This window comes from Streptomyces filamentosus, from assembly GCF_014654895.1.
GTDB lineage: Bacteria > Actinomycetota > Actinomycetes > Streptomycetales > Streptomycetaceae > Streptomyces > Streptomyces filamentosus.
Map to the genome: position 1 here is coordinate 1,039,302 of NZ_BNBE01000001.1, position 25,978 is coordinate 1,065,279.

Consider the following 25,978-nt stretch of genomic DNA (forward strand, 5'->3'; position numbering starts at 1 on the left):
CACGGGCCGCCTATCGTGGGCCCATGGCGACGCCCCCACCCCCACCCCGCCCCCGCCGGGGCGGGCGCGAGATCCACACCACGGGCGAGTTCGACGCGGCCCTCGCCCGGCCCGGCGGCCTCGCCGGGCTCCGGATCCAGTCCGTCGACCTCACCGACCGCACCTTCGCCCTCCTCACCGCCTCCACCGCGACGACCGTCTTCCTCGGCTGCCCCATGGAACCGGAGGCGGCGGCCAAGGTCGGGGCGGACGGCGCACTGGTCTTCCCGCCCGTCCCCGACCTCCCCTTCGACCCGTACCGCAACCGGCTCTACACCCCGGACGAGCTGTACGAGGGCGTGACCGGGCCCGGCGGCTACCAGGCCACCCCCGACGCCCTCTCCCACGCCTGGTTCGGCACCACCCGCGCCGACGGCGACGTCCTCTCCTCCATGCTCCGCTCCCTCCACGACGACGCCGTCGGCGACGCCCTCGACGAGCACCTCGCCGGCCGGCGGGTCGTCGGCGTCATGGGCGGCCACGCCATGGTCCGCGGCGGCGGGGCGTACGCGGGCGCGGCCCGCCTCGGCCGCACCCTCGCCCGCGCCGGATACACGGTCGCGACCGGCGGCGGACCCGGCGCGATGGAGGCCGCGAACCTCGGCGCCTACACGGCCCCCTTCGACGACCCGGCCCTCGACGACGCCCTCGCCCTCCTCGCGAGGACCCCGTCCTTCACCCCCTCGGTGACCGCGTGGGCCCGCGCCGCCTTCGCCGTACGGGCGCTGCTCCCCGGCGGCGGCGACTCGACCGGCATCCCCACCTGGTTCTACGGCCACGAACCGCCCAACGCCTTCGCCGGCCACATCGCCAAGTACTTCGCCAACGCCCTCCGCGAGGACGGCCTCCTGGCCCGCTCCACCGCCGGCCTCGTCTTCCTCCCCGGCGCCGCCGGCACCGTCCAGGAGATCTTCGACACCGCCACCCCGAACTACTACGACGCCCCCGGCACCCCCATGGTCCTCGTCGACCGCACCCACTGGACCACCAGCCTCCCCGCCTGGCCCCTCCTCGAAGCCCTCGCCGGGAACCGCCCCATGGCCACCCGCGTCGCCCTCGTCGACTCCGTCGACGAGGCCCCGGCGGCACTGGCCCGGCTGGGAGCCGCGTAGGTGGACCTCTTCGTGTGCGCGGGCTGCGGGGCGGAGCTGTCGGTGCCGGTGGAGCGGGTGGCGCTGCCCCCGGAGGCCCACGCCTGGATGCCCGCGCTCATGGAACCGGGGACCTACGCCGTCGACCCCGACCCGTGGGGACGGCCGTGGCGGCACCGGGAGGAGATCGGCGCTTCCGAGGCCGCGGCCCTCGGGGTGTACGCGCCGCTGTACGCCGTCGCCACCGGCCCCCGGAACATGATCGTGCTCGCCCCGGGCGACACCCGCGGCACCCGGCTGCTGCCCGAGCGGTCCGGCGACTCCTGCCTCGGCGTGGTCGCGGGCGACGAACCCGGCCTGCTGTGCGCCGGCTGCGGGCTCGGCGTCGGCTTCCGCGAGGACGACTGCGGGGTCCGGCAGACGGTCCGGTACGACCCCGGGGCCGTCGTCCGGCGGTCCCTCGGCGTCCCGCCGCCGGCCGCCCCGGTCCGGCTGCTGCCTCCGGTCGACCCGGAGGGCCACTGGGACGTGCGCTGGACGGCCGCGGCCGGAACCGCGCTCGCCCGGCTGCTGGCCGCCTCCGGCGGCCGGGCCCTGCGCCTGCCCGCCGGGCTGCCGACCGTGATGTTCGGCCGGGCCGTCGAGCGGCTGCTCCCCGCCGGGCCGCCCTTCCTGACCGTGGGCCTGGCCGGTCCCGGCCTTCCCGGGACGGACGCCGACATCGTCCTCGTCCCGGCCGACCGGCGGACCGGAGAGCCCTGGCGGCCGGCCGGGGACGCCGTGCCCGTCCCGCTCCCCGCCCCCGTCTGGGCCCGACTGACGGGGGCCGGCGAGACCTCGCCGACGCCGGTGTCCGGGACGCTGCCCGCCCAGGTCGTCCGCGACGACTACCCGCACCCGGACCGCCCCGCGTACCTCTTCCACCCCGACCACCGCACGCTCCGCAGGACCCTCGCCCGGATGCCCGAGGTCCGGCAGCCCTGGCTGCGCGCCCTCTACGACCGGCTCTGACCGCCCGGCCCGCCCCCGCCCTTCGCCTCGTCCCCGTCCAGCACCACGACCTCCTCCGTCCGGAAGGCCACTGTCACCTCCGCGCCCACCTCCGGCACCTCCCGCAGCGGGAGTTCGGCCTCCAGCGGCGGGCCGTCCGCCGGGCGCAGCACGACCGTGACGTGGTGGCCGCGGAAGGTGCGGGACTCGACCCGGCAGGCGAGGCCCCCGTCCGTCACGAGGACGCCGGCCGGGCGGACCAGGAGGGTGCGGGAGCCCTGCGGGGAGCCGTCCGGGACCGGGATCCGGCCCCACGCCGTCTCCGCCACCGCGCCGGACACCGTCGCCGGGACGACGTTCTCGAAGCCGAGGAAGCGGGCGACGAACTCCGAGCCCGGCTGCCGCCACACGTCCACCGGCGTGCCCGAGCGCACGATCCGGCCGTCCCGCATGACCACCACCCGGTCCGCGAGGGCGAACGCCTCGCCCTGGTCGTGGGTGACGGCGAGGACCGTCGTGCCGAGCCGCCCGAAGAGCGCCCGCAGCTCCACCACGAGGCGCTCCCGCAGCCCCCGGTCCAGCTGCCCCAGCGGCTCGTCCAGCATCAGGAGCCGGGGCCTCGGCGCGAGCGCCCGCGCCAGCGCCACCCGCTGCTGCTCGCCGCCGGACAGCGCGGCGACCGACCGGCGCCCGGCGCCCGGCAGCCCGACCAGGTCGAGGAGCTCCCCGACCCGCGCGGCCCGCTCCTCCTTCGGCACCCCGTGCATCCGGGGCCCGAAGGCCACGTTCCCGGCGACGTCCTTCTGCGGGAAGAGCTGGTGGTCCTGGAACATGAGGCCCACCCCGCGCCGGTGCGCCGGCACCCCCGCCTGGTCGGCGCCGCCCAGCAGCACCCGGCCGGCGTCCAGCGCCTGGAGCCCGGCGACGGCCCGCAGCAGCGTCGACTTGCCGGACCCGCTCGGCCCGAGCACGCACACGATCTCGTGCTCGCCGACCGTCAGGTCCACCGCGTCGAGGACCGCCCGCGCCCCGAACCGCACCGTCGCTCCGTCAAGGGTCAGCATCAGAACTCCCCGGTGGTCCGGTCGGTCCGCAGCCGTTCGAGCAGCAGCAGGGACACCGCGCACACCACCATCAGAATCGTCGACAGGGCCATCGCCTGCCCGTAGTTGAGCTCGCCCGGCCTGCCGAGCAGCCGCGCCACCGCGACCGGCAGCGTCGGGTTGTCGGGCCGGGCGATGAAGACCGTCGCGCCGAACTCGCCCAGCGACACCGCGAAGGCGAACCCGGCCGCGATGAGCAGCGCCCGCCGCACCAGCGGCAGGTCGACCTCCCGCCAGGCCCGCCACGGCGACGCCCCGAGCACCGCCGCCGCCTCCCGCAGCCGCTGGTCCACCGCCCGCAGCACCGGCAGCATCGTCCGTACGACGAACGGCACGCCGACCAGCGCCTGCGCGAGCGGTACGAGGATCCAGCTGGCCCGCAGGTCGAACGGCGGCTCGTCCAGCGTGATGAGGAACCCGAAGCCGACGGTCACCGCCGACACTCCGAGCGGCAGCATCAGCAGCGCGTCGAAGCCCCGCACGAGCCGCCCGGCCCGCCGGGTCAGCGCCGCCGCCGCGAGCCCGCCGACCACCACCGCGATGGCGGTGGCGGCGACCGCGTACCGCAGCGAGTTCCCCACCGCCTCCAGCGGCGGCACCAGGAACGTCCCCGACGCGTCGAGCGACCCCAGCGCCCGGTAGTAGCGGAGCCCGTACCCCTCCGGCGTGGCGAAGGAACGCTCCACCAGGACGCCCAGCGGCAGCAGGACCAGCAGCGCCACCGACACCAGCACCCCGCCGAGCAGCGCCCACTGCCCGGCCCCGCGCGGCGGGCGCGCGGTCAGCTCCGGGGAGACGAGCCGCAGCGACGTCTCCCGGCGCCGCACCGTCCGCGCGTGCACGGCGAGGATCGCGCCGACCGCCGCGAACTGCACGAGCGTCAGCACGGCCGCCGTCCGCAGGTCGAGCAGCCGGGCCGTCTGCCGGTAGATCTCGGCCTCCAGCGTCGTGTACGCGTCCCCGCCGAGGATCTGCACGACGCCGAACGACGTGAACGTGAACAGGAAGACCATCAGCGCCGCCGCCGACACCGCCGGCACCAGCGCCGGCAGCGTCACCGTCCGCCACGCCGCCCAGCGGGACGCCCCGAGCACCCGGGCCGCCTCCTCCTGGCGCGGGTCGAGCTGCGCCCACAGCCCGCCGACGGTCCGGACGACGACCGCGTAGTTGAAGAAGACGTGCGCGAGGAGGATCGCCCACACCGTGGTGTCGAGCCGCAGCCCCCACAGCTCGTCGGTGAACCCGCCGCGCCCCACGAGCGCCAGGAAGGCCGTGCCGACGAGCACCGTGGGCAGCACGAACGGCACGGTCACCACCGCCCGCAGCACGCCCTTCCCGGGGAAGGCGAAGCGGGCGAAGACGTACGCCCCCGGCAGTGCCACGAGCAGCGTCAGACCGGTGGAGGCGGCCGCCTGCCAGACGGTGAAGCCGAGCACGCCGAGGATGTCGGACCGGCCCAGGGTCGTGCCGATCTCCCCGAGGTCCCAGGCGCCGTCCGGCCGCAGCCCGCGCTCGACGATCGACACGACGGGCCAGGCGAAGAAGACCGCGAAGAACGCGACGGGCAGGACCATCAGGCCCAGCCGCGCCGCGTTCCCCCTCAGGTCGCGCCTCACTTCAGGACGAGCGACGACCACTGCTGGATCCACGCCTCGCGGTTCTCCGTGATCTTCTCGGGAGCCACCGTCTCCGGCTTCTCGACGACCACGCCGTGCTTCGTGAACAGCTCCGGCAGGGCCGCGTCCTTCGCCACCGGGTTCACGAACATCTGGAGCGGCATGTCGTCCTGGAACTTCTTCGAGACCAGGAAGTCGATCAGCGCCTTGCCGCCCTCGGGGTTCTTCGCCCCCTCCAGCAGGCCCGCGAACTCGATCTGCCGGAAGCAGGTGCCGGTGGACACGCCGGTGGGGGCCTCCTTCGGCTGCGGGTCCGCGTACAGCACCTCGACCGGCGGGCTGGAGGCGTAGGAGACGACCAGCGGGCGGTCGCCCTTGGCCTCCTTGCCGCCGGCCGAGCCGGAGAACTCCTGGTTGTAGGCGAGCTCCCAGCTGTCGACGGTCCGCACGCCGTTCGCCTTCAGCTTCTTCCAGTAGTCCTGCCAGCCCTCGTCGCCGTACTTCGCGACGGTGCCGAGGAGGAAGCCGAGGCCCGGGGAGGACCGCTCGGGGTTCTCCACCACGAGGAGGTCCTTGTACTCCGGCTTCGCCAGGTCGTCGAAGGTCTGCGGCGGCGCCAGCTTCTTGTCGGCGAAGTACTTCTTGTCGTAGTTGACGCAGACGTCGCCGGTGTCGACCGGCGTGACCCGCTCGTCCAGCTTGAAGGTCTCCGGGATCCGGTCCGCGCCCTTCGCCTCGTACGGCACGAAGATGCCGTTGTCGACGGCGCGGGAGAGCAGGGTGTTGTCCACGCCGAAGAAGACGTCGCCCTGCGGGGAGCCCTTGGTCAGGATCTCCTTGTTGACGGCCTCGCCCGCGTCACCGGCCTTCAGCACCTTCACGGTGAGACCGGTCTGCTTCGTGAACTCCGCCAGCACCTCCTTGGAGGCGTTGAAGGAGTCGTGGCTGACCAGGGTCACGGTCTTCGGCGCGGGCGCCCCGGTCTTCCCCGCGGCCTCGCGGGCGTCCTCGGTGGAGCAGGCGGCGAGGCCCGTGACTCCGAGCGCCGCGGCCAGGGCGACGGCGGCGGCCTTCTTGGTGTGCATGTGTTGTCCTCCTGGGTGGGACCAGGAAGAGACGCGGCCCTGCCCGCGGCCGGCGGGACCGGACGCGGGCAGGGCGCAACAGCTCGAGTTACGACCGAACTTCCTACCCGGAATGACCCGGGCGAGGTTCAGAGGGTCTGCGGTCTACGGTCACCGCACTCTCAGCGCTGTGGCGCTCCCCTGTCGGAATATGCAGATGTGTTCGAGCACAGGGTACAAGGTCAGCGTTCGGCGGCCGCGAGCTGTCCACAGGCGCCGTCGATCTCCTGGCCGCGGGTGTCGCGGACGGTCACCGGCACGCCGTGCCGGGCGATCGCCTCGACGAACGCCTTCTCGTCCTCCGGGCGGGACGCGGTCCACTTCGAGCCCGGCGTCGGGTTCAGCGGGATCAGGTTGACGTGGACCCGCTTGCCCTTGAGCAGCCTGCCCAGCAGGTCACCGCGCCAGGCCTGGTCGTTGATGTCCCGGATGAGGGCGTACTCGATGGAGACCCGGCGGCCGGACTTCTCCGCGTACTCCCAGGCGGCGTCCAGCACCTCCCGGACCTTCCAGCGGGTGTTCACCGGCACCAGCGTGTCCCGCAGCTCGTCGTCCGGGGCGTGCAGCGAGACCGCGAGCCGGCACTTGAAGCCCTCGTCGGCGAAGCGCAGCATCGCCGGCACGAGGCCGACCGTGGAGACGGTGATCCCGCGCTGCGACAGGCCGAGGCCGTCGGGCTCGGGGTCGGTCAGCCGGCGGATGGCGCCGACGACCCGCTTGTAGTTGGCGAGCGGCTCGCCCATCCCCATGAAGACGATGTTCGACAGCCGCGCGGGCCCGCCGGGGACCTCGCCGTCGCGCAGCGCGCGCATGCCGTCGACGATCTGGTGCACGATCTCCGCGGTCGACAGGTTCCGGTCGAGACCGGCCTGGCCGGTCGCGCAGAACGGGCAGTTCATGCCGCAGCCGGCCTGCGAGGAGATGCACATCGTCACCCGGTCCGGGTAGCGCATCAGCACCGACTCGACGAGCGTGCCGTCGTGCAGCCGCCACAGGGTCTTGCGGGTGGTGTCGTCGTCGCACGAGATGTGCCGCACCACCGACATCAGGTCGGGCAGCAGCTCCCCGGCCAGCTTCTCCCGCGAGGCGGCCGGGATGTCCGTCCACTCGGCGGGGTCGTGCGCGTACCGCGCGAAGTAGTGCGTCGACAGCTGCTTGGCGCGGAAGGGCTTCTCGCCGATCGCGGCGACGGCCTCCTTCCGCTCCGCGGGCGTCAGGTCGGCGAGGTGCCGCGGCGGCTTCTTGGCCCCGCGGGGGGCGACGAAAGTGAGTTCTCCGGGGGCCGGACGAGCCACGGCGGCGTCTCTCCTCAAACAGGCACGAGGTCGGACGTCCCGCGACGGCGGGGAGCACGGCACGGCGGTGCCGGAGCGACCTCACTGGACCGTCCCCGCGGCGGCGAGGACGACGAAAGGGCCCGGACCGCACGGCCCGAGCCCTTCCAGAGTACCCGCTGTCCGTCAACCCGCTCCGACGGACGGGACGAGCGACCGCGCGGTCACCCGGTGCCCTCCGGCGGCACGGAAGGACTTCCGCTCAGCCCGTGCCCACGAACAGCGCCAGCAGCAGCCACACCACCGGCGCGGTCGGCAGCAGCGAGTCCAGGCGGTCCATGATGCCGCCGTGGCCCGGCAGCAGGGTGCCCATGTCCTTGATGCCGAGGTCCCGCTTGATCATCGACTCGCCGAGGTCGCCGAGCGTCGCGCTCGCCGCCACCGCCAGGCCGAGGACCAGGCCCTGCCACCAGGTGCCGTCGTCGATCAGGAACTGCATGCACAGCGCGCCGGCCGCCATCGCGAAGGCCACCGCGCCGAGCAGGCCCTCGCGGGTCTTGCCGGGGCTGATCCGCGGCGCCAGCTTGTGCTTGCCGAAGCGCCAGCCCACCGCGTACGCCCCGGTGTCGCTGACCACCGTGAGCAGCAGGAAGGTCAGCACCCGCCACGGACCGTCGTCCGCGGTCAGCAGCATCGCCACGAACGTCGCCAGGAACGGCACGTAGAACGCCGCGAAGACACCTGCCGTGACGTCCTTCAGATACCCCTCGGGGGGTTCCGTCATCCGCCACACGAGCACCGCGAGCGCCGTCAGGGCCATCGCGACCCAGGCGCCCTCGGGGCCCCGCACGTACCCGGCGACGACCATCGCCGCGCCACCGACCGCGAGCGGCACCAGCGGCGCCTTGATCGCCTTGCGCTCCTGGAGCCGGGAGGTCAGCTCCCACAGGCCGACGACCACGGCCACCGCCACCACGCCGACGAACGCCGGCTTCCAGATGAACAGCGACGCGATGATCACGGCCCCGAGCCCGACGCCGACCCCTATGGCCGCGCCCAGGTCCCGGCCCGCGCTCTTCTTCTGCCGGGGCGCGGGGGCCTCGGACGGCGGAGGAGGCGGTACGGGGCTGGGCATGGGCTCCTGCGGGTGCTCGTGCGGGGTCTCGTCACGGAACAGGGGACCGCTCGGGTGAGCGGCCCCCCGTCCGTGTCCGTCCTGGAATCCGCCGGCGGGTACGTCGGGCACGATGGGCATGGGCCGAGTCTGCGCCGCCCGGTGCCGATCGTGGGCGGGACCCGCCGGGGCAGGCCCCTGGTCGGGTCCGCCGAGACCGGAACCGGCCGCCGGCGCCCCCCAGGATGAGTCGTTCATCAGACCTCGAGGAGCTCGGCTTCCTTGTGCTTCAGCAGCTCGTCCACCTGCGCGACGTACTTCGCGGTGGTGTCGTCGAGCTCCTTCTCCGCACGGCGGACCTCGTCCTCGCCGGACTCCTTGTCCTTGACGAGCTTGTCGAGGGCGTCCTTGGCCTTGCGGCGGACCGAGCGGATGGAGACCTTCGAGTCCTCGGCCTTGGTCCGCGCGACCTTGATGTAGTCGCGGCGGCGCTCCTCCGTCAGCTCGGGGAAGTTCACCCGGATGATGCTGCCGTCGTTGCTGGGGTTCACACCCAGGTCCGAGTCGCGGATGGCCTGCTCGATGTTGCGCAGCGCGCTCTTGTCGAACGGGGTCACCACGGCCATGCGCGGCTCCGGCACCGAGAACGACGCCAGCTGGTTGATGGGAGTGAGGGCGCCGTAGTAGTCGGCCACGATCTTGTTGAACATCGCCGGGTGCGCACGGCCGGTGCGGATCGCGGCGAAGTCCTCCTTGGCGACCACGACGGCCTTCTCCATCTTCTCCTCGGCCTCGAGGAGGATTTCTTCGATCACCACTTGCTCCTGCGTGTCGTCGCGTTGTGTCGGTTGAGGGCGGGCCTGGGTCAGGCCCGGGTGCCCTGGTCGCTCACGAGTGTGCCGATCTTCTCACCCGTCACGGCACGCGCGATATTGCCCTCGGCGAGCAGTTCGAAGACGAGGATCGGGAGCTTGTTGTCGCGGCACAGGGTGATGGCGGTGGCGTCGGCGACCTTGAGGTCGCGGGTGATGACCTCGCCGTACTCCAGCGCGTCGAACTTGACCGCGTTGGGGTTGGTCTTGGGGTCGGAGTCGTAGACGCCGTCCACCCCGTTCTTGCCCATGAGCAGGGCTTCTGCGTCGATCTCCAGGGCGCGCTGGGCGGCGGTGGTGTCCGTGGAGAAGTACGGCATGCCCATGCCCGCACCGAAGATGACCACGCGGCCCTTCTCCAGGTGGCGCACGGCGCGCAGCGGGATGTACGGCTCGGCGACCTGGCCCATGGTGATGGCGGTCTGGACGCGGGAGTCGATGCCCTCCTTCTCCAGGAAGTCCTGGAGGGCGAGGCAGTTCATCACGGTGCCGAGCATGCCCATGTAGTCGGAGCGGGCCCGGTCCATGCCGCGCTGCTGGAGCTCGGCGCCCCGGAAGAAGTTGCCGCCGCCGATGACGATGGCGATCTCGGCGCCGTCGCGGACGACGGCCGCGATCTCACGCGCGATGGCGTGCACGACGTCGGGGTCGACACCGAGACCGGTACCGCCGGAGAAGGCTTCTCCGGACAGCTTCAGCATGTAGCGGCCGAGCTTCTTGCCGCTCTTGTCGTCGCCCTGTACGGCGCCCTGGTTCATGGAGATCTCCTCGTGCACATACGAAGAAGGCCATTGCCTTGGGTCCCTCGTGGGTTTCCCGTACGGCAATGGCCTCCTCGTCACATCTGCGGTCGTCCCGCACGGGGCGGGACGACTGTCTCAGACCCTACCCGGGTCCGGTGTCCGTCGCGTGGACGCAGCGGACTCAGATGCCGACCTTGATGCGGGTGAAGCGCTTCAGGGTGACACCGGCCTCGTCCAGGATCTGCTGGACGGACTTCTTGTTGTCCAGGGCGTACGGCTGGCCGAGCAGCGTGGCGTCCTTGAAGAAGCCGTTGACGCGACCCTCGACGATCTTGGCGATCGCGGCCTCGGGCTTGCCCTCGGCGCGGGTGGTCTCCTCGGCGATGCGCCGCTCGGACTCGACGACCTCGGCCGGGACGTCCTCACGGGTGAGGTACTTCGGCGCGAAGGCGGCGATGTGCTGGGCGACGCCCTTGGCGACCTCGGCGTTCTCCTTGTCGAGCTCGACGAGGACGCCGATCTGCGGCGGGAGGTCCGGCATGGTGCGGTGCATGTACGCGGAGACGTAGCCGTCGGCGTACGCGGCGAAGCGGTCGAGGACGATCTTCTCGCCGAGGTTGGCGTTGGCCTCGTCCACGAAGGCCTGCACGGTCTTGCCGGCCTCGATCTCGGAGGCGAGCAGCGTCTCGATGTCGGCCGGCTTGGTGGCGGCGACGTGCGCGGCCAGCGCGTTGGCGACGGCGAGGAACTTGTCACCCTTGGCGACGAAGTCCGTCTCGCACTTCAGCTCGACGAGGACGCCGGAGGTGTTGTCGTCGGCGATGAGGGAGACCACGGCGCCGTTCTCGGCGGAGCGGCCCTCACGCTTGGCGACACCCTTCTGGCCCTTGATGCGCAGGGCCTCGACGGCCTTGTCGACGTCGCCGTCGGCCTCTTCGAGGGCCTTCTTGCAGTCCATCATGCCGGCGCCGGTGAGCTCACGGAGCTTCTTGACGTCAGCGGCGGTGTAGTTCGCCATGAGTCTGTTTCTCTCTCGAAGTCAGAAAGATCTACGAAGATCTGCGGCGGGACGGCGGGGGCTTCATGGGCCCCCGCCGTCACCGACCGTGGTTTTCCGGAGTGCGGAAGGGTCAGGCCTGCTCGGCCGGAGCCTCGGCCTCGGCGGCCGGGGTCTCGACCTGGGCCTCGGCCTCGACGGCCTTCTCGGTCTCGGCGGAGGACTGGACCTCGGCGGCCTCGTCCTTCTTCTCGCCCTCGAGCAGGTCGCGCTCCCACTCGGCGAGCGGCTCGCCGGCGGCCTTCTCGCCCGGCTTCGAGTCACCGGTCGCGGCACCGGAACGGGCGATGAGGCCCTCGGCGACGGCGTCGGCGATCACGCGGGTGAGCAGGGTGACGGAACGGATCGCGTCGTCGTTGCCCGGGATCTTGTAGTCGACCTCGTCGGGGTCGCAGTTGGTGTCGAGGATCGCGACGACCGGGATGTTGAGCTTGCGAGCCTCGCCGACGGCGATGTGCTCCTTCTTGGTGTCGACGATCCAGACGGCGCTCGGCACCTTCTGCATCTCGCGGATACCACCGAGGGTCTTCTCCAGCTTGGCCTTCTCGCGCGAGAGGACCAGGAGCTCCTTCTTGGTGAGACCCGACGCCGCGACGTCCTCGAAGTCGATCTGCTCGAGCTCCTTGAGGCGCTGCAGACGCTTGTAGACGGTCGAGAAGTTGGTGAGCATGCCACCCAGCCAGCGCTGGTTGACGTACGGCATGCCGACGCGCGTCGCCTGCTCGGCGATGGCCTCCTGGGCCTGCTTCTTCGTACCGACGAACATGACGGAACCGCCGTGGGCGACCGTCTCCTTGACGAACTCGAAGGCGCGGTCGATGTACGACAGCGACTGGAGCAGGTCGATGATGTAGATGCCGTTGCGCTCCGTGAAGATGAAGCGCTTCATCTTCGGGTTCCAACGACGGGTCTGGTGACCGAAGTGGACGCCGCTCTCCAGCAGCTCCCGCATCGTGACGACGGCCATGGCCGTATCTCCTTGGGTTTCTCGGTTGTGTTCCTGACGCCCCGGCGCGCCGTGCCACGAAGGACCGAAAGGCGCTGCCACCACTCCCGACTCTCGCCGGAAGGCCGATGGCGGGGCGTGCGAAGTCGACCCGGTGACCCGGGTCGCCATAGGAAGTGTACGGGAACCAGGGAGCGGCGGGTGACGGCACTGTCCACAGGCAGCCCGTCATCCACAGAAAACGCCCGCCCCCGTCACACCCCCCGCCCGGCGGACAAGCTCACCCCATGAACACCACGACGCTCCTCCTCGCCCTCGCCCTCTGCTGGCCCCTCGGCCCACCCGCCCCCGACATCGTCCGCCCCTGGCAACCCCCCACCGGCCCCTACGCCCCCGGCCACCGCGGCATCGACCTCGCCGCCCCCGAAGGCACCACCGTCCACGCCCCCGCCGACGGCACCGTCACCTTCGCCGGCCCCGTCGGCGGCCGCGGCGTCCTCACCCTCACCCTCCCCCACACCGGCACACCCCCGCTCCGCACCACCTTCTCCCCCGTCACCCCCCTCACCCGCACCGGCGACCACGTCCGGGCAGGAACTCCCCTCGCCCGCGTCGCCCCCGGCACCCACTGCCCCGAAACCTGCCTCCACTGGGGCCTCCTCCGCGGCAAGCAGTACCTCGACCCCCTGCTGCTCCTGCACAGGGCACCTTCACGACTGCTGCCTCTGCTGAGCTGAGGAACTGGGAGGGGAGGAGGGGAGGGGGAGGGGAGGGGGAGGGGGAGGGGAGGGGGGAGCCCCCCGGAGCATCAGGAGGTGGGGCCGGTCACTCCGTGGAGGGCCATGGTCACGGCGGCCTCGGTGATGAGGGTGGGGTCTTCGGCGGCGCCCAGTTCGATGCGGCGGACGGCGGCGTCGACGACGCCCTGGAGGAGCATGGCGCCGAGGCGGGGTTCTGGGGTGCCGAGGGCGGCGAGGGCTTCGACGACCATGGTGACGAGGCCGCCGTGGGCGGCGCGGATCTTCTCGCGGGCTCCGTCGTCGAGCTCGCCGGCCGAGATGGCGACGACGGCGCGGTGGCGGCGGTCGCCGACGAGGTCCAGCTGCTTGCGGACGTAGGCGGCGACCTTGGCCTCGGGGGTGTCGGCGTCGGCCATGGCGAGTTCGACCTCGGCGGCCCAGACGGGGAAGTCGACGGCGCAGAGTTCCTCGACGACGGCGGCGCGGGAGCGGAAGTACTCGTAGACCGAGGAGCGGGCGAGGCCGGTGCGCTCGGCGAGCGCGGGGAAGGTCAGCGCCTCCGTCCCGCCCTCGGACAGCAGGGAGCGCGCGGCGTCCAGCAGGGCGCCGCGCTGCATGGTCCGGTGCTCGGCCACGGAGGCCGCTCGAATCCTGGGCACGGCTCCACTGTACGACCGGTGGGGCGGGGTCAGCGCCCGACGTCGGCCAGCTTGGCCCGGAGCTGGAGGACGGATTTGGTGTGGATCTGGCTGACGCGGCTCTCGGTGACGCCGAGGACGTGGCCGATCTCGGCGAGGGTCAGGCCCTCGTAGTAGTAGAGCGTGACGACGGTCTTCTCCCGTTCGGGGAGGGTGTTGATGGCGCGGGCGAGGAGCCGGCGCAGTTCGCGGTCCTCGGCGACCTCGACGGGATTGTCGGCGGCCGTGTCCTCCAGGGTGTCCATGAGGGAGAGCCGGTCGCCGCCCTCGCCGCCGACGTGCAGCAGTTCTTCGAGGGCGACGACGTTGGCGAGGGACAACTGGCTGAAGACGGCGTGGAGTTCTTCGAGCTGGATGCCGAGTTCGGCGGCGACCTCGCTCTCGCTGGGGGTGCGGCGGAGCTGGGCTTCCAGGGTGGCGTAGGCGCGCTCGACGTTGCGGGCCTTCTGGCGGACGGAGCGGGGGATCCAGTCGAGGGCGCGGAGCTCGTCGATCATCGCGCCGCGGATGCGGGTGATGGCGTAGGTCTCGAACTTGATGGCGCGCTCGACGTCGAACTTCTCGATGGCGTCGATGAGGCCGAAGACTCCGGAGGAGACGAAGTCCGCCTGTTCCACGTTGGACGGCAGGCCGACGCTGACGCGTCCGGCGACGTATTTGACGAGGGGCGAGTAGTGCAGGATCAGCTGTTCCCGCAGCCGCTCGTCGCCGGTGGTCTTGTACGAGCGCCAGAGTTCGTCGAGGGAGGTCGGCGCGGGCGGCCGCACGGTGCCCCGGGCTGCTGGGGGCACCGCAGCGCGGTCAGACCCGGAGGTGTGCTGGGGCATGCGTTGCCTTGAGCCGTTCTGCTGTCGGGTGTGTCGGTCTGGGTGTCCTGTGGGGAATCCTGGTGAGCGTAGCGTGAGTGCGGTGTCGCGGTGAGCGAACAGGAGCGGATGGTGCCGGTCCGGGGGGACGTGGTCGGCCACACCTTCGAACCGGGGCCGTGGCACGTGTCGGCCCCGTGGGCGTGACCGAGAGAACTCGGTTGTTCATCGGCTTCACCTTTTCACCCGAATGCGCCGGGTCAAGGAGCGCCTCGCCGCGCGTTCGACACCGGTTTGCCGCTGTTCGTCAACCTCCATCCGTCGCCGTCCCGCTCGGCGTGGCCGAGGGCGTGGAGTTCGTACAGCCGGGCGAGGGCGTCGTCGGGGGTGGTTCCGGCGCGGCGGGCGATCTCCGTGGTGGGGGCGGGTGGGTGGGTGGGGAGGGCTTCGAGGACCTGGGCGGCGGCGGGGGCGAGGAGGTCCCTGGGGAGGACGGGGCCGCGGCGGGCGGGGGCGAGGTCGCCGATGGCTCCGACGAGTTCGACGATCTCGTCGGCGTCGGTGACGAGGGTGGCGCCGCCGCGCAGGAGTTCGTGGACGCCGGCGGAGAGGGCGCTGGTGACGGGGCCGGGGACGCCCATGGTGTGGCGGCCGAGGCGGGTGGCGGCGCGGGCGGTGACGAGGGAGCCGCTGCGGTGCTGGGCTTCGACGACGACGGTGCCGCGGGTGAGGGCGGCGATGACGCGGTTGCGGAGGATGAAGCGGCTGGGGGTGGGGTGGCTGCCGGGTGGGAGTTCGCCGATGAGGAGTCCTTGGCGGGCGATGCGGTCGAGCAGGCCGGTGTGGCCGCGGGGGTAGGAGGTGTCGACGCCGCTGGCGAGGACGGCGGCGGTGGCTCCGCCGGCGGCGAGGGCGCCTCGGTGGGCGGCGCCGTCGATGCCGTAGGCGGCGCCGGAGACGACGACCCAGCCGTGGCGGGTGAGGCCGGTGGCGAGGTCGGCTGCGGTGTGGGCGCCGTACGGGGTGCAGGCGCGGGCGCCGACGAGGGCGACGGAGCGGAGGGCCCAGGTGCGGAGGGGTGCGGGGCCGCGGGTCCAGAGGCCGAGGGGGCGGGAGTCTCCGAGGTCGTCGAGTTGGGTGGGCCAGTCGGGGTCGCCGGGGATGAGGAAGCGGCCGTCGAGGCGGGTGATGTGGTCGAGGTCGGCGTGGGGGTCGGTGGTGCGGGCGCGGTGGCGCCAGCCGGCGAGGCGGCGGGGGCCGGTGCCGGGGAGCGGGGGTTCGTGGGGGTCCTGGAGGAGGGCGAGGAGGGTGGTGGCGCCGTGGGTGCGGAGGGCGTGGCCGGCTTGTTCGTCGCCGGGTTCGACGATGCGGGTGAGGGCGGCGCGGGCGAGGCGTTCGTCGTCCGGGGGGCGGGGGGTCACGGGCGGTCTCCGGTGGTGAGGGGGACGCCCCGGGTGATGCCGGTGCGCAGTTGGAGGGCGTGGGCGATGTCGTCGTGGTCGGGGCGGTCGTGTCCGGCGAGGTCGGCGATGGTCCAGGCGACGCGGAGGACGCGGTCGAGGCCGCGGGCGGTGAGGAGTCCTCGTTCGATGTCGCGTTCGGCGTGGGCGAGGGCTCCGGGGGCGGCGAGGTGGCGGGTGCGGAGTTCGTGTCCGGGGATCTCGCTGTTGAGGGTCCAGGGGGTGCCGGTGAGGCGGGCGGTGGCGCGGGCGCGGGCTTCGCGGACGCGGTCGGCGACGGCGGTGGTGGGTTCGCCCCGGCCGCCGTGGCCGAGGAGGTCGGCGCGGGTGACGGGTTCGGCTTCGACGCGGAGGTCGACGCGGTCGAGGAGGGGGCCGGAGAGGCGGGCCTGGTAGCGGCGGACGACGGAGGGCGGGCATTCGCAGCCGGCGCCGTGGAGGGTGTGGCGGCCGCAGGGGCAGGGGTTGGCGGCGAGGGCGAGGAGGAAGCGGGCGGGGAGGCGGACGACGCCGGCGGCGCGGGCGATGACGACGTGCCCGGATTCGAGGGGTTGGCGGAGGGCGTCGAGGGCTTTGGTGGAGAACTCGGGGGCTTCGTCCATGAAGAGGACGCCGCGGTGGGCGAGGGAGACGGCGCCGGGCCGGGGGATGCCGTTTCCGCCGCCGACCAGGGATTGCATGGTGGCGGAGTGGTGGGGTGCGCAGTAGGGGGCGCGGCGGACGAGGGGTTCGCCGGGCGGGAGGATGCCGGCGACGGAGTGGACGGCGGTGACTTCGAGGGATTCCTGGCGGGTGAGGGGCGGGAGGATGCCGGGGAGTCGTTCGGCGAGCATGGTCTTTCCGGCGCCGGGTGGTCCGGTGAGGAGGAGGTGGTGTCCGCCGGCGGCGGCGATCTCCAGGGCGCGGCGGGCGGTGTGCTGTCCGGCGACGTCGGCGAGGTCGGGGCCTTCGCCGGGGTCGGGGGCGAGTCCGGTGCCGGTGCCGGCGCCGGGGATGAGGAGGCCGGCGAGCATGGCGTCGGGGCGGCCTTGTTCGGTGGGTTCCTCGTCGGGGACGGGTTCGCCGTTGAGGACGGCGATGAGTTGGCGGAGGCTGCGGATGCCGAGGACGGAGACGCCGGGGACGAGGGAGGCTTCGCCGGCGGTCTGTTCGGGGACGACGACCTGGTGGTAGCCGGCGTCGGCGGCGGCGAGGACGGCGGGGAGGATGCCGCGGACGGGGCGGGCGCGTCCGTCGAGGCCGAGTTCGCCGATGAGGACGAGGTCGGCGATGGAGCGGGGGTCGACGTGTTCGGCGGCGGCGAGGACGGCGGCGGCGACGGCGAGGTCGAATCCGCTGCCGGATTTGGGGACGGAGGCGGGGCTGAGGCCGACGGTGAGTTTCTTCTGGGGCCATTCGGCTCCGGAGTTGACGACGGCGGCGCGGACGCGGTCGCGGCTTTCGCTGAGGCTCTTGTCGGGGAGGCCGACGAGGGTGAAGGCGGCGACGCCGGGTTCGAGGTCGGCCTGGACCTCGACGACGACGCCTTCGACGCCGACGAGGGCGACGGAGCAGGTGCGGGCGAATCCCATCAGGCCACCCCCTGGACGTGGGTGAGGACGGGGGCGCCTCGGCGGGGCAGGACGATGCCGACGAGGTCGACGCGGACGCCGCCCGCGGGCGGCGGGCTGTCGGTGTGGTCGAGCCAGCATCCGGCGAGGTACAGGAGCCTGGCCGTCTTGTGCGGGGTGACGGCGGCCATGGGGTGTTCGAACCGGCCGATGCGGCGGGTCTTGACCTCGCAGATGACGAGGGTGTCGCCGTCGCGGGCGACGATGTCGATCTCTCCGGCGCGGCCGTAGCGCCAGTTGCGGGCGAGGATGTGCAGGCCGGTCTCGGTGAGCCGGCGGGCCGCCAGCTCTTCTCCGTACCGTCCGAGTGCTTGGGTCGCGTTGATGTGGACCACCTCCGTCACCGACTGTGACGGAGGTGGTCCGGGGCGTGTGCGGGGCTGTGGACGAGTGGGCGGCGGTGGAGAACCGGCTCACTCACACGGGTGAGAGGAGCGGGGTCAGCTGCCGGGCAGTTCGAGGTCGCTCTTGTTGAGTTCCTCGATGTTCACGTCTTTGAAGGTGAGGACGCGGACCTGCTTGACGAACCTGGCCGGCCGGTACATGTCCCAGACCCAGGCGTCGGCCATGCTGACTTCGAAGAAGACCTCGCCCTGGACCGAGTGCACCTGCATCTCGTAGTCGTTGGTGAGGTAGAACCGTCGCTCGGTCTCGATCACGTATTTGAACAGCCCGACGACGTCGCGGTACTCCCGGTAGAGCTTCAGCTCCATCTCGGTCTCGTACTTCTCGAGGTCCTCGGCGCTCATGGCATGTTCCCCTTCAGCCGTGCGTCCCCCTATTGTGCGCCAGCCGCACGCGCCCCTAGACGATTTCCGGGGCGAGCACGACGGGCGTGCTCGGGGGTCCCTCGTCGAGCAGCGTGCGCAGCAGCTCGGCGAGCCTGATGGGGTACACGGTCTCATGGGCCGCCGACAGTTCGGCGGAGGTCCACCATCTCAGGCCGGAGAGACTGCGGGTCTCCAGTTCGGTGAGGGCCTGGGGGCCGGGTGCGGGGGCGGTGCGGCGGGTGCGGGCGAGGAAGTACCACTCGTCCTGGTCCCAGCGGCGGCCCGCGAAGGGGAAGGAGCAGTGGCGGCGCCAGAGGACGGGGCCGAGTTCGGCGTCGGTGATGCCGGTCTCCTCGGCGAGTTCGCGGAGGGCTGCCTGTTCGCGGGTCTCGTCGCCTTCTAGGCCGCCGCCGGGGGTGAACCACCAGGTGTGGGTGGGGTCGTCGGGTTCGTGGCCGTGGACGAGGAGGACGCGGTCGTCGGGGTCGAGGAGGATGAGCCGCGCGACCTGCCGGAGGCCGACGGAGGCGGAGCCCGTACCGGCTTCGCCGCCGGGAGCGGAGCCGGTACCGGTTTCGCCGCCGGGGACGGAGCCCGTGCCTGCGTCACCGCCGGGAACGGATCCTGTACCTGCGTCACCGCCGGAGACGGAGCCCGTACCCGCGTCGCTCTCGGGGGCGGAGCCCGTACCGGCTTCGCCGCCGGGGGTCGTGCCCGTGCCGCCGGCGGGGGCGTTCTTGTCAGGTCCCGTGCCGTCCCCGCTGTCCGGGGTCATGCCTTCACCTTCTCGCGCGCGGGCTTGGTGCGGCGGGTCAGGCGGGTGCTCAGGGGGCCGTAGGCGGCGCCGGCGAGGATCAGGGCGGCGCCGGCGGCGATGGCGGTCATGAGGGGGACGGCGGGGCCGGGGGTGGAGGTGCCGCCGGGGAGGGCGGCGAAGGCGGCGGGGCGTTCGACGGTGCCGCCGGAGAGGGGCCAGACGACGGTGTCGACGCGGGCGACCACGGTGGAGCGGGGGACGGAGCCCTGGGCGGCGTCCTCCAGGTGGGTGCGGGAGTCGAGGGAGGCGGTGCGGTCGTCGCCGAGGAGGAAGAGGCTGTCGGCGGGGACGGTGGCGGTGAAGTCCTCGCCGGAGGCGCGGAGGCTGCCGCCCGGTCCGGGCCGCAGATACGGTTCTTCGACGGGGGTGCCGTTGACGGTGAGGTGGCCGTCGTCGTCGCAGCAGGCGACGGTGTCGCCGCCGACCGCGACGACCCGCTTGAGCATGGGCGAGTTGCCCCAGAGGGGGTCCTTGAAGACGACGACGTCGCCGCGCCGGACCTCGTCGCCGTCGATGCGCTGGGCGAGGACCTTGGAGCCGATGGCGAGGGTGGGGGTCATGGAGCCGGTGGGCACGGTGTACGGCTGGTAGAGCAGGGCTCCCCCGGCGAAGCCGCCGAGGAAGAGCAGACAGCCGACGGCCACGGCCAGTCCCGACAGCGTGCTGCCGAGCCGGCCGCGGCCGTCACTCTTCTTGGTCGTTCCGCTCATGCGCACCCCAGAGGTCTGTCGACGTTCCGGGACGGCACCCTACCCGCGGGAAGCTACTCGGCGGTATGCCGTGCGGCCCGCTTCTTGCGGCGCCAGAGCACCAGCGGGAGCGCTCCGGCGAAGCCGGCGGCCGCGGGGAGCGCCTGGTCGAGGCCGGGCTGGTCGAAGACGTCCGGCACCGGGAGCGTGGCCCAGCGGGTGACGGGCCAGACGACGAGGACGGCGCGGCCGACGACCTGGTCCTCGGCGACGGTGCCGCCGCCGGGCAGCTCCTGGTGGAAGCGGGAGTCGAGCGAGTTCTGCCGGTTGTCGCCCATGACCCAGATGCGGTCCTGGGGGACCTTGATCGGGCCGAAGGAGTCCTGGCAGGGGACGGAGCCTGGGAAGAGGTAGGCGGTCTCGTCGAGTTCCTTGCCGTTGAGGACGACCTTGCCGCCCGCCTTGCAGGAGACGGTGTCGCCGCCGACGGCGATGACGCGCTTGATGAGGTCCTTCTCCTCGGCGGACGGCATGAGGCCGATGAAGCTGAGGAACTTCTGGATCGCGTTGGGCGCGGGCGTCTGCGCGGTCTCCAGCCAGCCGCCCGGGTCGTGGAAGACGACGACCTCGCCGCGCTCGGGCTCGGAGCCGAACCAGGGGGTCAGTTTGTCGACGAGGACCCGGTCGCCCTTCTTCAGGGTGTTCATCATCGATTCCGAGGGGATCGAGAACGCCTGCACCAGGAAGGTCTTGATCAGCAGGGCGAGAATCAGGGCGATGCCGATGAGGAGCGGCAGTTCCTTCCAGAAGGAACGCTGCTTCCTCGGGTGCGCGCCGGATCCGCCGGTCTCGTCGGCGGATCCGGTGCCGTCGGCTCCGTCGCCGAACCCGCCGGTCCCGCCGGACCTGTCGGTCCCGCCGGTTCCGTCCGGTTCTCCGCCGGGCGACGACGTCCCGCCGCTGGTGTTGTCTTCCGTCACGCTCTCACCTCTGGCCCCGTCGGCCCTGTCCTCGGGCCCGTCCTGTCCGGAACGCGCGCCGACGGCCACTTCCCCCACGTCCACTCCTCGATTCGTGCGAACGCCGGTCCCCGAACAGGAACAGGCCCGCCATTCCCATAACGAGCAGGAGTTCCCCGGGGGTCGGTGGCCGGGGCGATCCGTTCACGTTCCGAGGGGACACACTATGCGAGATGCCGAGCGCGGTCCCGGAGGCCGCGGGTCCGTCCGGCACGGCGGCGAAGGTCTCGCGTTCCTCCAGGCGGCGCCAGTGGCCGAGGGGCCAGGCGATCACGACCGCGCGGCCGACGACCTGTTCCTCGGCGATGGTGCCCCGGCCGGGTTCGTCGAGGTGGTAGCGCGAGTCGGCGGAGTCGGAGCGGTGGTCGCCGAGGACGAAGATCCGGCCCTCGGGGACCTTCACCTCGAAGGGGATCGTGGAGGGCTTGTCGCCGGGGTTGAGGTACGGCTCGTCCAGGGGCACGCCGTTGACGGTGATCCGGCCGTCCTGGCCGCAGCAGCGGACGGTGTCGCCGCCGACCGCGACGACGCGCTTGATGAGGTCGCGCTCGTCGGCGGAGGGCATGAGTCCGATGAAGGTCAGCGCCTGCTTGAACTGTTTCACGCCGATCGGGTCGTCGGCGGCGGGTGCCGTCTCCTGGTGGAGCCAGTTCCCGGGGTCCTCGAAGACCACGACGTCCCCGCGCTGCGGCTTCGCGCCGAACCACGGGGTGAGCTTGTCGACGAGGACCCGGTCGTCGATCCGGATCGTCTGCTCCATGGAGCCGGACGGGATGACGAAGGCCTGGACGAGGAAGGTCTTGAGGACGAGCGCGATCAGCACGGCGACGCCGACGAGGAGGGGGATCTCGCGGAGCGCGGAGCGCTGCCGGCGCCGCTTGACCTTGCGGGCCAGCCGGCGGCGGTCGGCCCTGCCGGGGGGTGCCGGGGCCTCGCCCGGTTCCGTGGCGGCCCGGCGGCCGCGGCTACCCATGTCCGCTCCCCCGGGGCCCGGTCGGGTGCCCGCCGGCCGGCGGCGCCGGTACGGCGTCGTACGCGCCGCTCTCGGGGACGGTGGTCCAGCGGGCGACGGGCCAGACGATCCAGTCGGCGCGGCCGACGACCTTGTCGACGGGGACCATGCCGCCGCCGGGGCTGCCGAGGTGGTCGCGGGAATCGCTGGACTGGCTGCGGTGGTCGCCCATCACCCACAGGGTGCCCGGGGGGACGACGACGTCGAAGGGGACGTCGGAGGGGCGGTCGCCGGGGGTGAGGTACGGCTCCTCGACGCGGGTGCCGTTGACGGTGATCCGGCCCTTGGCGTCGCAGCAGACGACCCGGTCGCCGCCGACGCCGACGACCCGCTTGACGAAGTCGGTCTCGTCGGGGGCGGCGAGGCCGAGGGCGGCCGCGGCGTCGCGCAGGGGGCCGGTGACGGGGTTGTCCGCGGGCTCCTCGCGGACGAACGATCCGGTGCCGTCGAAGACGACGACGTCACCGCGGCGCGGCTCGCTGCCGAAACGGTACGCCAGTTTGTTGACCAGGATCCGGTCCCCGACCTGGAGGGTGGGCTCCATGGAGCCGCTGGGGATCAGGAAGGGCTGGGCGACGAAGTGGCTGAGGAGCAGCAGGAAGCCCACGCAGGCGACGCCGAGGAGGCCGGTCCTGCGCCAGGAGGGCCCGGCGCCGCGCCCGGAGGCACCACCGTCCGCGTCCTCCGGGCCGTCCCCGCCCTTCGGGCTTTCCGAGCCCGCCGCCCCCTTCGAGCCCTTCGGGTCCGCCGTGTCCTCCGCGTCGCCGGGGCCGTCCGGGGCTCCCTGCGTCCCGGAAACGCGCACGGAGCGCGACCCGTCGTCCGTGGCGGGATCCGGTGGGGGATCCGCCGGGGACGAGGGGTCGCGCTCCGTGTGCTGTGCTTCGGTGTCCATCGGGGGGTGAGCCTATCCGGCCCGCCTGTACGAGGAGCGTGAAGCGTCACGCGGGCGGTGAGCCGGGGCTCAGCGGTCGCGCTTCTCCTTGATCTTCGCGGCCTTGCCGCGGAGCTCACGGAGGTAGTAGAGCTTGGCGCGACGGACGTCACCGCGGGTCACGACCTCGATCTTCTCGAAGATCGGGCTGTTCACCGGGAAGGTGCGCTCGACGCCGACGGAGAACGAGACCTTGCGGACGGTGAAGGTCTCGGAGACGCCGGAGCCCTGGCGGCGGATGACGACGCCCTTGAACTGCTGGATACGCGAGCGGTTGCCCTCGATGACGCGCACGTGGACGTTCACGGTGTCGCCGGGACGGAAGGCGGGCAGGTCGGAGCGGAGGGAAGCCGCGTTCACCTGGTCGAGCAGGGAGGCCATGGAGGTCTCTTTCCTCGCCGATGCCACAGGTCATCAGCGGTGACGTACGAATCATGGGAGCGCCGTACGGTCGTTGGCGGGCGGCTCCCCCTGTGGCAGGGGCGCGCGCCGGACGTACGGCAGTCGCCTATTCTTCCACGCCCACGACCCTGCGCCAAAATCGGCCGCCGGGCTCGGGGGCCCAGCCGAGGATGGAGAGGGTCTCGCGGTCCTTCTTGTCGAAGGCGGCCGGGTCGCAGCGCTCGATGAGGTCGGGCCGGTTGGCCGTGGTGCGGCGGAACGCCTCGTCGCGGCGCCAGCGGGCGATCTTGCCGTGGTGGCCGCTGAGCAGCACCTCGGGGATCTCGCGTCCGCGCCACGTGGGGGGCTTGGTGTAGACGGGGCCTTCGAGGAGGTTGGCCATGGCGCCGGGGGCGAAGGAGTCGTCGCGGTGCGATTCGGCGTTGCCGAGGACGCCGGGGAGGAGGCGGGCGACGGCCTCGGTGACGACGAGGACGGCCGCTTCGCCGCCGGCGAGGACGTAGTCGCCGATGGAGACCTCGTAGACCGGGATCCGGGTGGCGTACTCGTCGATGACGCGGCGGTCGATGCCCTCGTAGCGGGCCGGGGTGAAGATCAGCCAGGGGCGCTCGGAGAGCTCGACCGCGAGCTCCTGGGTGAAGGGCCGGCCGCTGGGCGTGGGGACGACGAGGGCGGGGCTGTGGGCGCCCGCCTCGTAGCCGTCGGCGAGGGTCTGGTCGAGGGCGTCGCCCCAGGGCTCGGTCTTCATGACCATGCCGGGGCCGCCGCCGTAGGGGGTGTCGTCGACGGTGTTGTGCCGGTCGTACGTCCACCGGCGCAGGTCGTGCACGTGGACGTCCAGCCGGCCACGGGCGCGTGCCTTGCCGACGAGGGAGACGTTCAGCGGTTCGAGGTACTCGGGGAAGATCGTGACGACGTCGAGCCTCATGCCTGGCCGTCCTCTTCGGAGCCGTCCTTCTCCGCGTCGGCCCCGTCCTCGGCCTCGGCGTCGCGGGCGGAGGCGATCTCGGCGCGGTCGTCGATGAGGCCGGGCGGCGGGTCAATGACGGCCCGCTGGTTCTCCAGGTCGATCTCGGTGACGATCTGCTCGACGAAGGGGATCATCAGCTCGGTGCCGTCGGGGCGTTCGACGATGAAGAGGTCCTGCGAGGGCAGGTGGGAGATCTCGGTGATCGCGCCGACGAGGGTGCCGTCGGCGAGGACCACGTCGAGGTCGACGAGCTGGTGGTCGTAGTACTCGTCCTCCTCCTCGGGGAGTTCCGCGGGGTCGACCTCGGCGATGAGGAGGGTGTTGCGGAGCGCCTCGGCGGCGTTGCGGTCGCGGACGCCCTCGAAGCGGAGCAGGAGCCGACCGCTGTGCACCTTGCCGGACTCGACGGTCAGCGGACCGGCGGAGGCGGGGTCGGTGAGCAGGACGGCGCCGGGTCCGAGCCGCAGCTCGGGCTCGTCGGTGCGCACCTCCACGGTGACGTCGCCCTTGATCCCGTGGGCGCGGCCGATCCGCGCGACTACCAACTGCACTGGTGAACTCTCCTGTCGTACGGCAACGGGCCGGGGTGGGCGGTCTGCCCTCCCCGGCCCGTGCCGGTGTCAAACTTTCAGCGGACCTGGTCCACGTCGACGAGGTCGACGCGGATGCCACGACCGCCGATGGCGCCCACGACGGTGCGCAGCGCACGCGCGGTGCGGCCGTTGCGGCCGATCACCTTGCCGAGGTCGTCGGGGTGGACCCGGACCTCCAGCACGCGGCCGCGACGCAGGTTGCGCGAGGCGACCTGCACGTCGTCGGGGTTGTCGACGATGCCCTTCACGAGGTGCTCGAGAGCCTCCTCGAGCATGATCAGGCCTCGGTCGACTCGGTGGACTCGGCCTCGGCCTCGTCCGCCTTGGCCTTCTTGGCCTTCGGGGTGATGGCCTCGCCCTTGTCGTCAGCGCCCTCGAGGGCCTTGGCGAACTCGTCGAAGGAGGCGCGCTTGGCTTCCTTGGTCGCCGGGACGAGCAGAGCCTTCTCGGGGGCCGGGAGGCCCTTGTGCTTCTGCCAGTCGCCGGTGAGCTTCAGGATGGCGAGGACGGGCTCGGTCGGCTGGGCGCCGACGGACAGCCAGTACTGCGCACGCTCGGAGTCGACCTCGATACGCGACGGGTTGTACGTCGGGTGGTAGAGGCCGATCTCCTCGATCGCGCGACCGTCGCGGCGGGTGCGCGAGTCGGCGACGACGATGCGGTAGTGCGGCTGGCGGATCTTGCCGAGGCGCTTGAGCTTGATCTTGACTGCCACTGGAGTGGTGTCTCCTGGTCTTGACGTGGTGGGGCACTTGAGATGCCACGTGGGGTTGCGGTACTCGGGTGCCCGATGGACGCGTCAGCCGGAGGAGAGAGGGGTCCTGTGCGACTGTCGAGTACAGCTGTCCATTGTGCCACACGCCGTGGGGTCAGCTTGCGGCGCCCACCGTCTCGGGGATGCGGAACGGCTTGCCGCAGCCGCCGCACACGATCGGGGCCTGGGCGAGGACCGAGGGCACCACGCGGACGTTGCGCCCGCAGTCGCAGACGGCCTTGACGCGGACGCCGCCGCCCGAGGAGCCGTGCCGGGCGGCCGGTCCGCGGAAGGAGCGCTTGGTGTCGGCCGCCGTGGCGACGGTGTGGGCCTTGAGGGCCCGCTGAAGCCGCTCCATGGTGGGCCGGTAGCGCCGCTTCGCCTCGGGGTTGAGCGTGACCAGGGAGAAGCCGCTGCTGGCGTGCGGCTCCTCGGGATGGTCGAGGCCCATCTCCTCGGCGATCGCGAGGAATCTGCGGTTGTGGTAGCGGCCGGCGCGGGAGGTGTCGCGGACACCCCGGGCGGCGGCGATGCCGTGGACTGCCTCGTGGAGCAGTCGCTCGAAGGAGAGCTCGGCGCCGCAGGCGGACGAGGACTCTCCGATCAGGGACTCGGGCGCGGCGAGGTCCGGCAGCTCGGGGTGGTGCCGCTGAATGTCGGCCCACGCCTGCGCCAGCTCTGCGGCGAGGACAGGTGGTGTCGTGCTCACGTCGGGTACAACGAGCCTGGGCGCCT

At 72.4% G+C, this 25,978-nt stretch carries 29 protein-coding genes; 3 read left to right on the forward strand and 26 right to left on the reverse strand.

The features are described 5' to 3' along the window. Positions 1 to 23 precede the first annotated feature (23 nt). Positions 24 to 1,151 (forward strand): LOG family protein, encoded by a 1,128-nt coding sequence (locus IE326_RS04410; RefSeq protein ID WP_190040878.1) that lies wholly within the window; start codon positions 24 to 26, stop codon positions 1,149 to 1,151. Further along, positions 1,152 to 2,141, forward strand: coding sequence for a hypothetical protein (locus IE326_RS04415; RefSeq protein WP_190040879.1), 990 nt, complete (start codon positions 1,152 to 1,154; stop codon positions 2,139 to 2,141). Here the strand turns inward: IE326_RS04415 and IE326_RS04420 are convergent. The 9 genes from IE326_RS04420 to rpsB form a co-directional block, all read right to left on the reverse strand. Further along, positions 2,126 to 3,184 (reverse strand): ABC transporter ATP-binding protein, encoded by a 1,059-nt coding sequence (locus IE326_RS04420; RefSeq protein ID WP_190040880.1) that lies wholly within the window; start codon positions 3,182 to 3,184, stop codon positions 2,126 to 2,128. The two genes, IE326_RS04415 and IE326_RS04420, sit on opposite strands and share 16 nt — an antisense overlap. Beyond that, positions 3,184 to 4,797: an ABC transporter permease gene (locus tag IE326_RS04425; RefSeq protein WP_190042145.1), complete on the reverse strand. Its 1,614-nt coding sequence runs from the start codon at positions 4,795 to 4,797 to the stop codon at positions 3,184 to 3,186. The genes IE326_RS04420 and IE326_RS04425 overlap by 1 nt, the downstream gene beginning before the upstream one ends. A 38-nt stretch (positions 4,798 to 4,835) precedes the next feature. Beyond that, a complete protein-coding gene (locus IE326_RS04430; RefSeq protein ID WP_190040881.1) occupies positions 4,836 to 5,924 on the reverse strand; it encodes a thiamine ABC transporter substrate-binding protein in 1,089 nt (362 codons plus the stop codon). Positions 5,925 to 6,145: 221 nt separating this feature from the next. Next, entirely contained in the window at positions 6,146 to 7,258 is a 1,113-nt protein-coding gene (gene rlmN, locus IE326_RS04435; protein ID WP_150232049.1) for a dual-specificity RNA methyltransferase RlmN, read from the reverse strand. A gap of 241 nt (positions 7,259 to 7,499) precedes the next feature. Beyond that, positions 7,500 to 8,609, reverse strand: a complete 1,110-nt coding sequence (locus IE326_RS04440) for a phosphatidate cytidylyltransferase (RefSeq protein ID WP_150232046.1) — start codon at positions 8,607 to 8,609, stop codon at positions 7,500 to 7,502. Continuing rightward, positions 8,609 to 9,166, reverse strand: a complete 558-nt coding sequence (gene frr, locus IE326_RS04445) for a ribosome recycling factor (RefSeq protein ID WP_030758692.1) — start codon at positions 9,164 to 9,166, stop codon at positions 8,609 to 8,611. The genes IE326_RS04440 and frr overlap by 1 nt, the downstream gene beginning before the upstream one ends. Positions 9,167 to 9,216: 50 nt before the next feature. Continuing rightward, the gene (gene pyrH, locus IE326_RS04450; protein WP_030758690.1) at positions 9,217 to 9,981 is read right to left on the reverse strand and encodes a UMP kinase; all 765 of its coding nucleotides are present in this window, start codon (positions 9,979 to 9,981) and stop codon (positions 9,217 to 9,219) included. Positions 9,982 to 10,147: 166 nt separating this feature from the next. Beyond that, a complete protein-coding gene (gene tsf / locus IE326_RS04455) occupies positions 10,148 to 10,984 on the reverse strand; it encodes a translation elongation factor Ts (protein WP_030758688.1) in 837 nt (278 codons plus the stop codon). A 112-nt stretch (positions 10,985 to 11,096) separates the two neighbouring features. Next, positions 11,097 to 11,990 carry a 30S ribosomal protein S2 gene (gene rpsB, locus IE326_RS04460; RefSeq protein ID WP_150232044.1) on the reverse strand — a complete coding sequence of 298 codons (894 nt, stop codon included), beginning with the start codon at positions 11,988 to 11,990 and terminating at the stop codon, positions 11,097 to 11,099. A gap of 266 nt (positions 11,991 to 12,256) precedes the next feature. On the opposite strand from rpsB, the gene IE326_RS04465 reads away from it, so the two are divergent. Further along, positions 12,257 to 12,706 (forward strand): M23 family metallopeptidase, encoded by a 450-nt coding sequence (locus IE326_RS04465; protein WP_190040882.1) that lies wholly within the window; start codon positions 12,257 to 12,259, stop codon positions 12,704 to 12,706. 71 nt (positions 12,707 to 12,777) lie between these two features. Here IE326_RS04465 and IE326_RS04470 read toward each other — a convergent pair whose 3' ends face one another. From IE326_RS04470 to IE326_RS04550, 17 genes are all read right to left on the reverse strand, one after another. Next, a complete protein-coding gene (locus IE326_RS04470; RefSeq protein ID WP_150233166.1) occupies positions 12,778 to 13,344 on the reverse strand; it encodes a TetR/AcrR family transcriptional regulator in 567 nt (188 codons plus the stop codon). A 53-nt stretch (positions 13,345 to 13,397) separates the two neighbouring features. Then, positions 13,398 to 14,234, reverse strand: a complete 837-nt coding sequence (whiG, locus tag IE326_RS04475) for an RNA polymerase sigma factor WhiG (protein WP_150232041.1) — start codon at positions 14,232 to 14,234, stop codon at positions 13,398 to 13,400. 239 nt (positions 14,235 to 14,473) lie between these two features. Next, positions 14,474 to 15,634: a DNA-processing protein DprA gene (gene dprA / locus IE326_RS04480; protein ID WP_190040883.1), complete on the reverse strand. Its 1,161-nt coding sequence runs from the start codon at positions 15,632 to 15,634 to the stop codon at positions 14,474 to 14,476. Continuing rightward, positions 15,631 to 17,244 carry a YifB family Mg chelatase-like AAA ATPase gene (locus IE326_RS04485; RefSeq protein WP_190040884.1) on the reverse strand — a complete coding sequence of 538 codons (1,614 nt, stop codon included), beginning with the start codon at positions 17,242 to 17,244 and terminating at the stop codon, positions 15,631 to 15,633. The genes dprA and IE326_RS04485 overlap by 4 nt, the downstream gene beginning before the upstream one ends. Then, a complete protein-coding gene (locus IE326_RS04490; RefSeq protein WP_150233164.1) occupies positions 17,244 to 17,609 on the reverse strand; it encodes a YraN family protein in 366 nt (121 codons plus the stop codon). The genes IE326_RS04485 and IE326_RS04490 overlap by 1 nt, the downstream gene beginning before the upstream one ends. Before the next feature lie 114 nt (positions 17,610 to 17,723). After that, complete coding sequence (locus tag IE326_RS04495; RefSeq protein WP_005311352.1) at positions 17,724 to 18,032, reverse strand: DUF2469 domain-containing protein; 309 nt, start codon at positions 18,030 to 18,032, stop codon at positions 17,724 to 17,726. 55 nt (positions 18,033 to 18,087) lie between these two features. Next, positions 18,088 to 18,549: an NUDIX hydrolase gene (locus IE326_RS04500; RefSeq protein ID WP_030759456.1), complete on the reverse strand. Its 462-nt coding sequence runs from the start codon at positions 18,547 to 18,549 to the stop codon at positions 18,088 to 18,090. A 275-nt stretch (positions 18,550 to 18,824) separates the two neighbouring features. Beyond that, positions 18,825 to 19,580 carry a signal peptidase I gene (gene lepB / locus IE326_RS04505; protein WP_190040885.1) on the reverse strand — a complete coding sequence of 252 codons (756 nt, stop codon included), beginning with the start codon at positions 19,578 to 19,580 and terminating at the stop codon, positions 18,825 to 18,827. 53 nt (positions 19,581 to 19,633) lie between these two features. Further along, positions 19,634 to 20,608, reverse strand: a complete 975-nt coding sequence (gene lepB, locus IE326_RS04510) for a signal peptidase I (RefSeq protein ID WP_190042146.1) — start codon at positions 20,606 to 20,608, stop codon at positions 19,634 to 19,636. Beyond that, positions 20,544 to 21,551: a signal peptidase I gene (gene lepB / locus IE326_RS04515; protein WP_150232033.1), complete on the reverse strand. Its 1,008-nt coding sequence runs from the start codon at positions 21,549 to 21,551 to the stop codon at positions 20,544 to 20,546. Before lepB (IE326_RS04515) ends, lepB (IE326_RS04510) begins: the two co-directional genes overlap by 65 nt. Next, complete coding sequence (gene lepB, locus IE326_RS04520) at positions 21,544 to 22,485, reverse strand: signal peptidase I (protein WP_229915199.1); 942 nt, start codon at positions 22,483 to 22,485, stop codon at positions 21,544 to 21,546. The genes lepB (IE326_RS04515) and lepB (IE326_RS04520) overlap by 8 nt, the downstream gene beginning before the upstream one ends. 69 nt (positions 22,486 to 22,554) lie before the next feature. Next, positions 22,555 to 22,905: a 50S ribosomal protein L19 gene (gene rplS / locus IE326_RS04525; RefSeq protein ID WP_043229374.1), complete on the reverse strand. Its 351-nt coding sequence runs from the start codon at positions 22,903 to 22,905 to the stop codon at positions 22,555 to 22,557. Positions 22,906 to 23,032: 127 nt separating this feature from the next. Next, on the reverse strand, positions 23,033 to 23,854 hold the full coding sequence (trmD, locus tag IE326_RS04530; protein ID WP_190040886.1) for a tRNA (guanosine(37)-N1)-methyltransferase TrmD: 822 nt from the start codon (positions 23,852 to 23,854) through the stop codon (positions 23,033 to 23,035). Then, positions 23,851 to 24,447, reverse strand: coding sequence for a ribosome maturation factor RimM (rimM, locus tag IE326_RS04535; RefSeq protein ID WP_150232030.1), 597 nt, complete (start codon positions 24,445 to 24,447; stop codon positions 23,851 to 23,853). The genes trmD and rimM overlap by 4 nt, the downstream gene beginning before the upstream one ends. A 77-nt stretch (positions 24,448 to 24,524) precedes the next feature. Then, positions 24,525 to 24,764 carry an RNA-binding protein gene (locus IE326_RS04540; protein ID WP_005311361.1) on the reverse strand — a complete coding sequence of 80 codons (240 nt, stop codon included), beginning with the start codon at positions 24,762 to 24,764 and terminating at the stop codon, positions 24,525 to 24,527. Positions 24,765 to 24,766: 2 nt separating this feature from the next. Then, entirely contained in the window at positions 24,767 to 25,204 is a 438-nt protein-coding gene (gene rpsP / locus IE326_RS04545; protein ID WP_030759471.1) for a 30S ribosomal protein S16, read from the reverse strand. Positions 25,205 to 25,358: 154 nt separating this feature from the next. Next, the gene (locus IE326_RS04550) at positions 25,359 to 25,952 is read right to left on the reverse strand and encodes a hypothetical protein (RefSeq protein ID WP_150232028.1); all 594 of its coding nucleotides are present in this window, start codon (positions 25,950 to 25,952) and stop codon (positions 25,359 to 25,361) included. Positions 25,953 to 25,978: the final 26 nt, after the last annotated feature.

Bases quoted from the DNA above. Each gene is read 5' to 3' on its own strand.
- IE326_RS04440 (WP_150232046.1), bottom strand. From the start codon at position 8,609: ATGAACGACTCATCCTGGGGGGCGCCGGCGGCCGGTTCCGGTCTCGGC.
- pyrH (WP_030758690.1), bottom strand. From the start codon at position 9,981: ATGAACCAGGGCGCCGTACAGGGCGACGACAAGAGCGGCAAGAAGCTC.
- tsf (WP_030758688.1), bottom strand. From the start codon at position 10,984: ATGGCGAACTACACCGCCGCTGACGTCAAGAAGCTCCGTGAGCTCACC.
- whiG (WP_150232041.1), bottom strand. From the start codon at position 14,234: ATGCCCCAGCACACCTCCGGGTCTGACCGCGCTGCGGTGCCCCCAGCA.
- IE326_RS04485 (WP_190040884.1), bottom strand. From the start codon at position 17,244: ATGGGATTCGCCCGCACCTGCTCCGTCGCCCTCGTCGGCGTCGAAGGC.
- IE326_RS04465 (WP_190040882.1), top strand. From the start codon at position 12,257: ATGAACACCACGACGCTCCTCCTCGCCCTCGCCCTCTGCTGGCCCCTC.
- lepB (WP_190040885.1), bottom strand. From the start codon at position 19,580: ATGAGCGGAACGACCAAGAAGAGTGACGGCCGCGGCCGGCTCGGCAGC.
- rplS (WP_043229374.1), bottom strand. From the start codon at position 22,905: ATGGCCTCCCTGCTCGACCAGGTGAACGCGGCTTCCCTCCGCTCCGAC.
- IE326_RS04425 (WP_190042145.1), bottom strand. From the start codon at position 4,797: ATGGTCCTGCCCGTCGCGTTCTTCGCGGTCTTCTTCGCCTGGCCCGTC.
- trmD (WP_190040886.1), bottom strand. From the start codon at position 23,854: ATGAGGCTCGACGTCGTCACGATCTTCCCCGAGTACCTCGAACCGCTG.
- IE326_RS04540 (WP_005311361.1), bottom strand. From the start codon at position 24,764: ATGCTCGAGGAGGCTCTCGAGCACCTCGTGAAGGGCATCGTCGACAAC.
- IE326_RS04495 (WP_005311352.1), bottom strand. From the start codon at position 18,032: ATGAGCGCCGAGGACCTCGAGAAGTACGAGACCGAGATGGAGCTGAAG.
- lepB (WP_229915199.1), bottom strand. From the start codon at position 22,485: ATGGACACCGAAGCACAGCACACGGAGCGCGACCCCTCGTCCCCGGCG.
- IE326_RS04410 (WP_190040878.1), top strand. From the start codon at position 24: ATGGCGACGCCCCCACCCCCACCCCGCCCCCGCCGGGGCGGGCGCGAG.
- IE326_RS04420 (WP_190040880.1), bottom strand. From the start codon at position 3,184: ATGCTGACCCTTGACGGAGCGACGGTGCGGTTCGGGGCGCGGGCGGTC.
- rpsB (WP_150232044.1), bottom strand. From the start codon at position 11,990: ATGGCCGTCGTCACGATGCGGGAGCTGCTGGAGAGCGGCGTCCACTTC.
- IE326_RS04430 (WP_190040881.1), bottom strand. From the start codon at position 5,924: ATGCACACCAAGAAGGCCGCCGCCGTCGCCCTGGCCGCGGCGCTCGGA.
- lepB (WP_150232033.1), bottom strand. From the start codon at position 21,551: ATGGGTAGCCGCGGCCGCCGGGCCGCCACGGAACCGGGCGAGGCCCCG.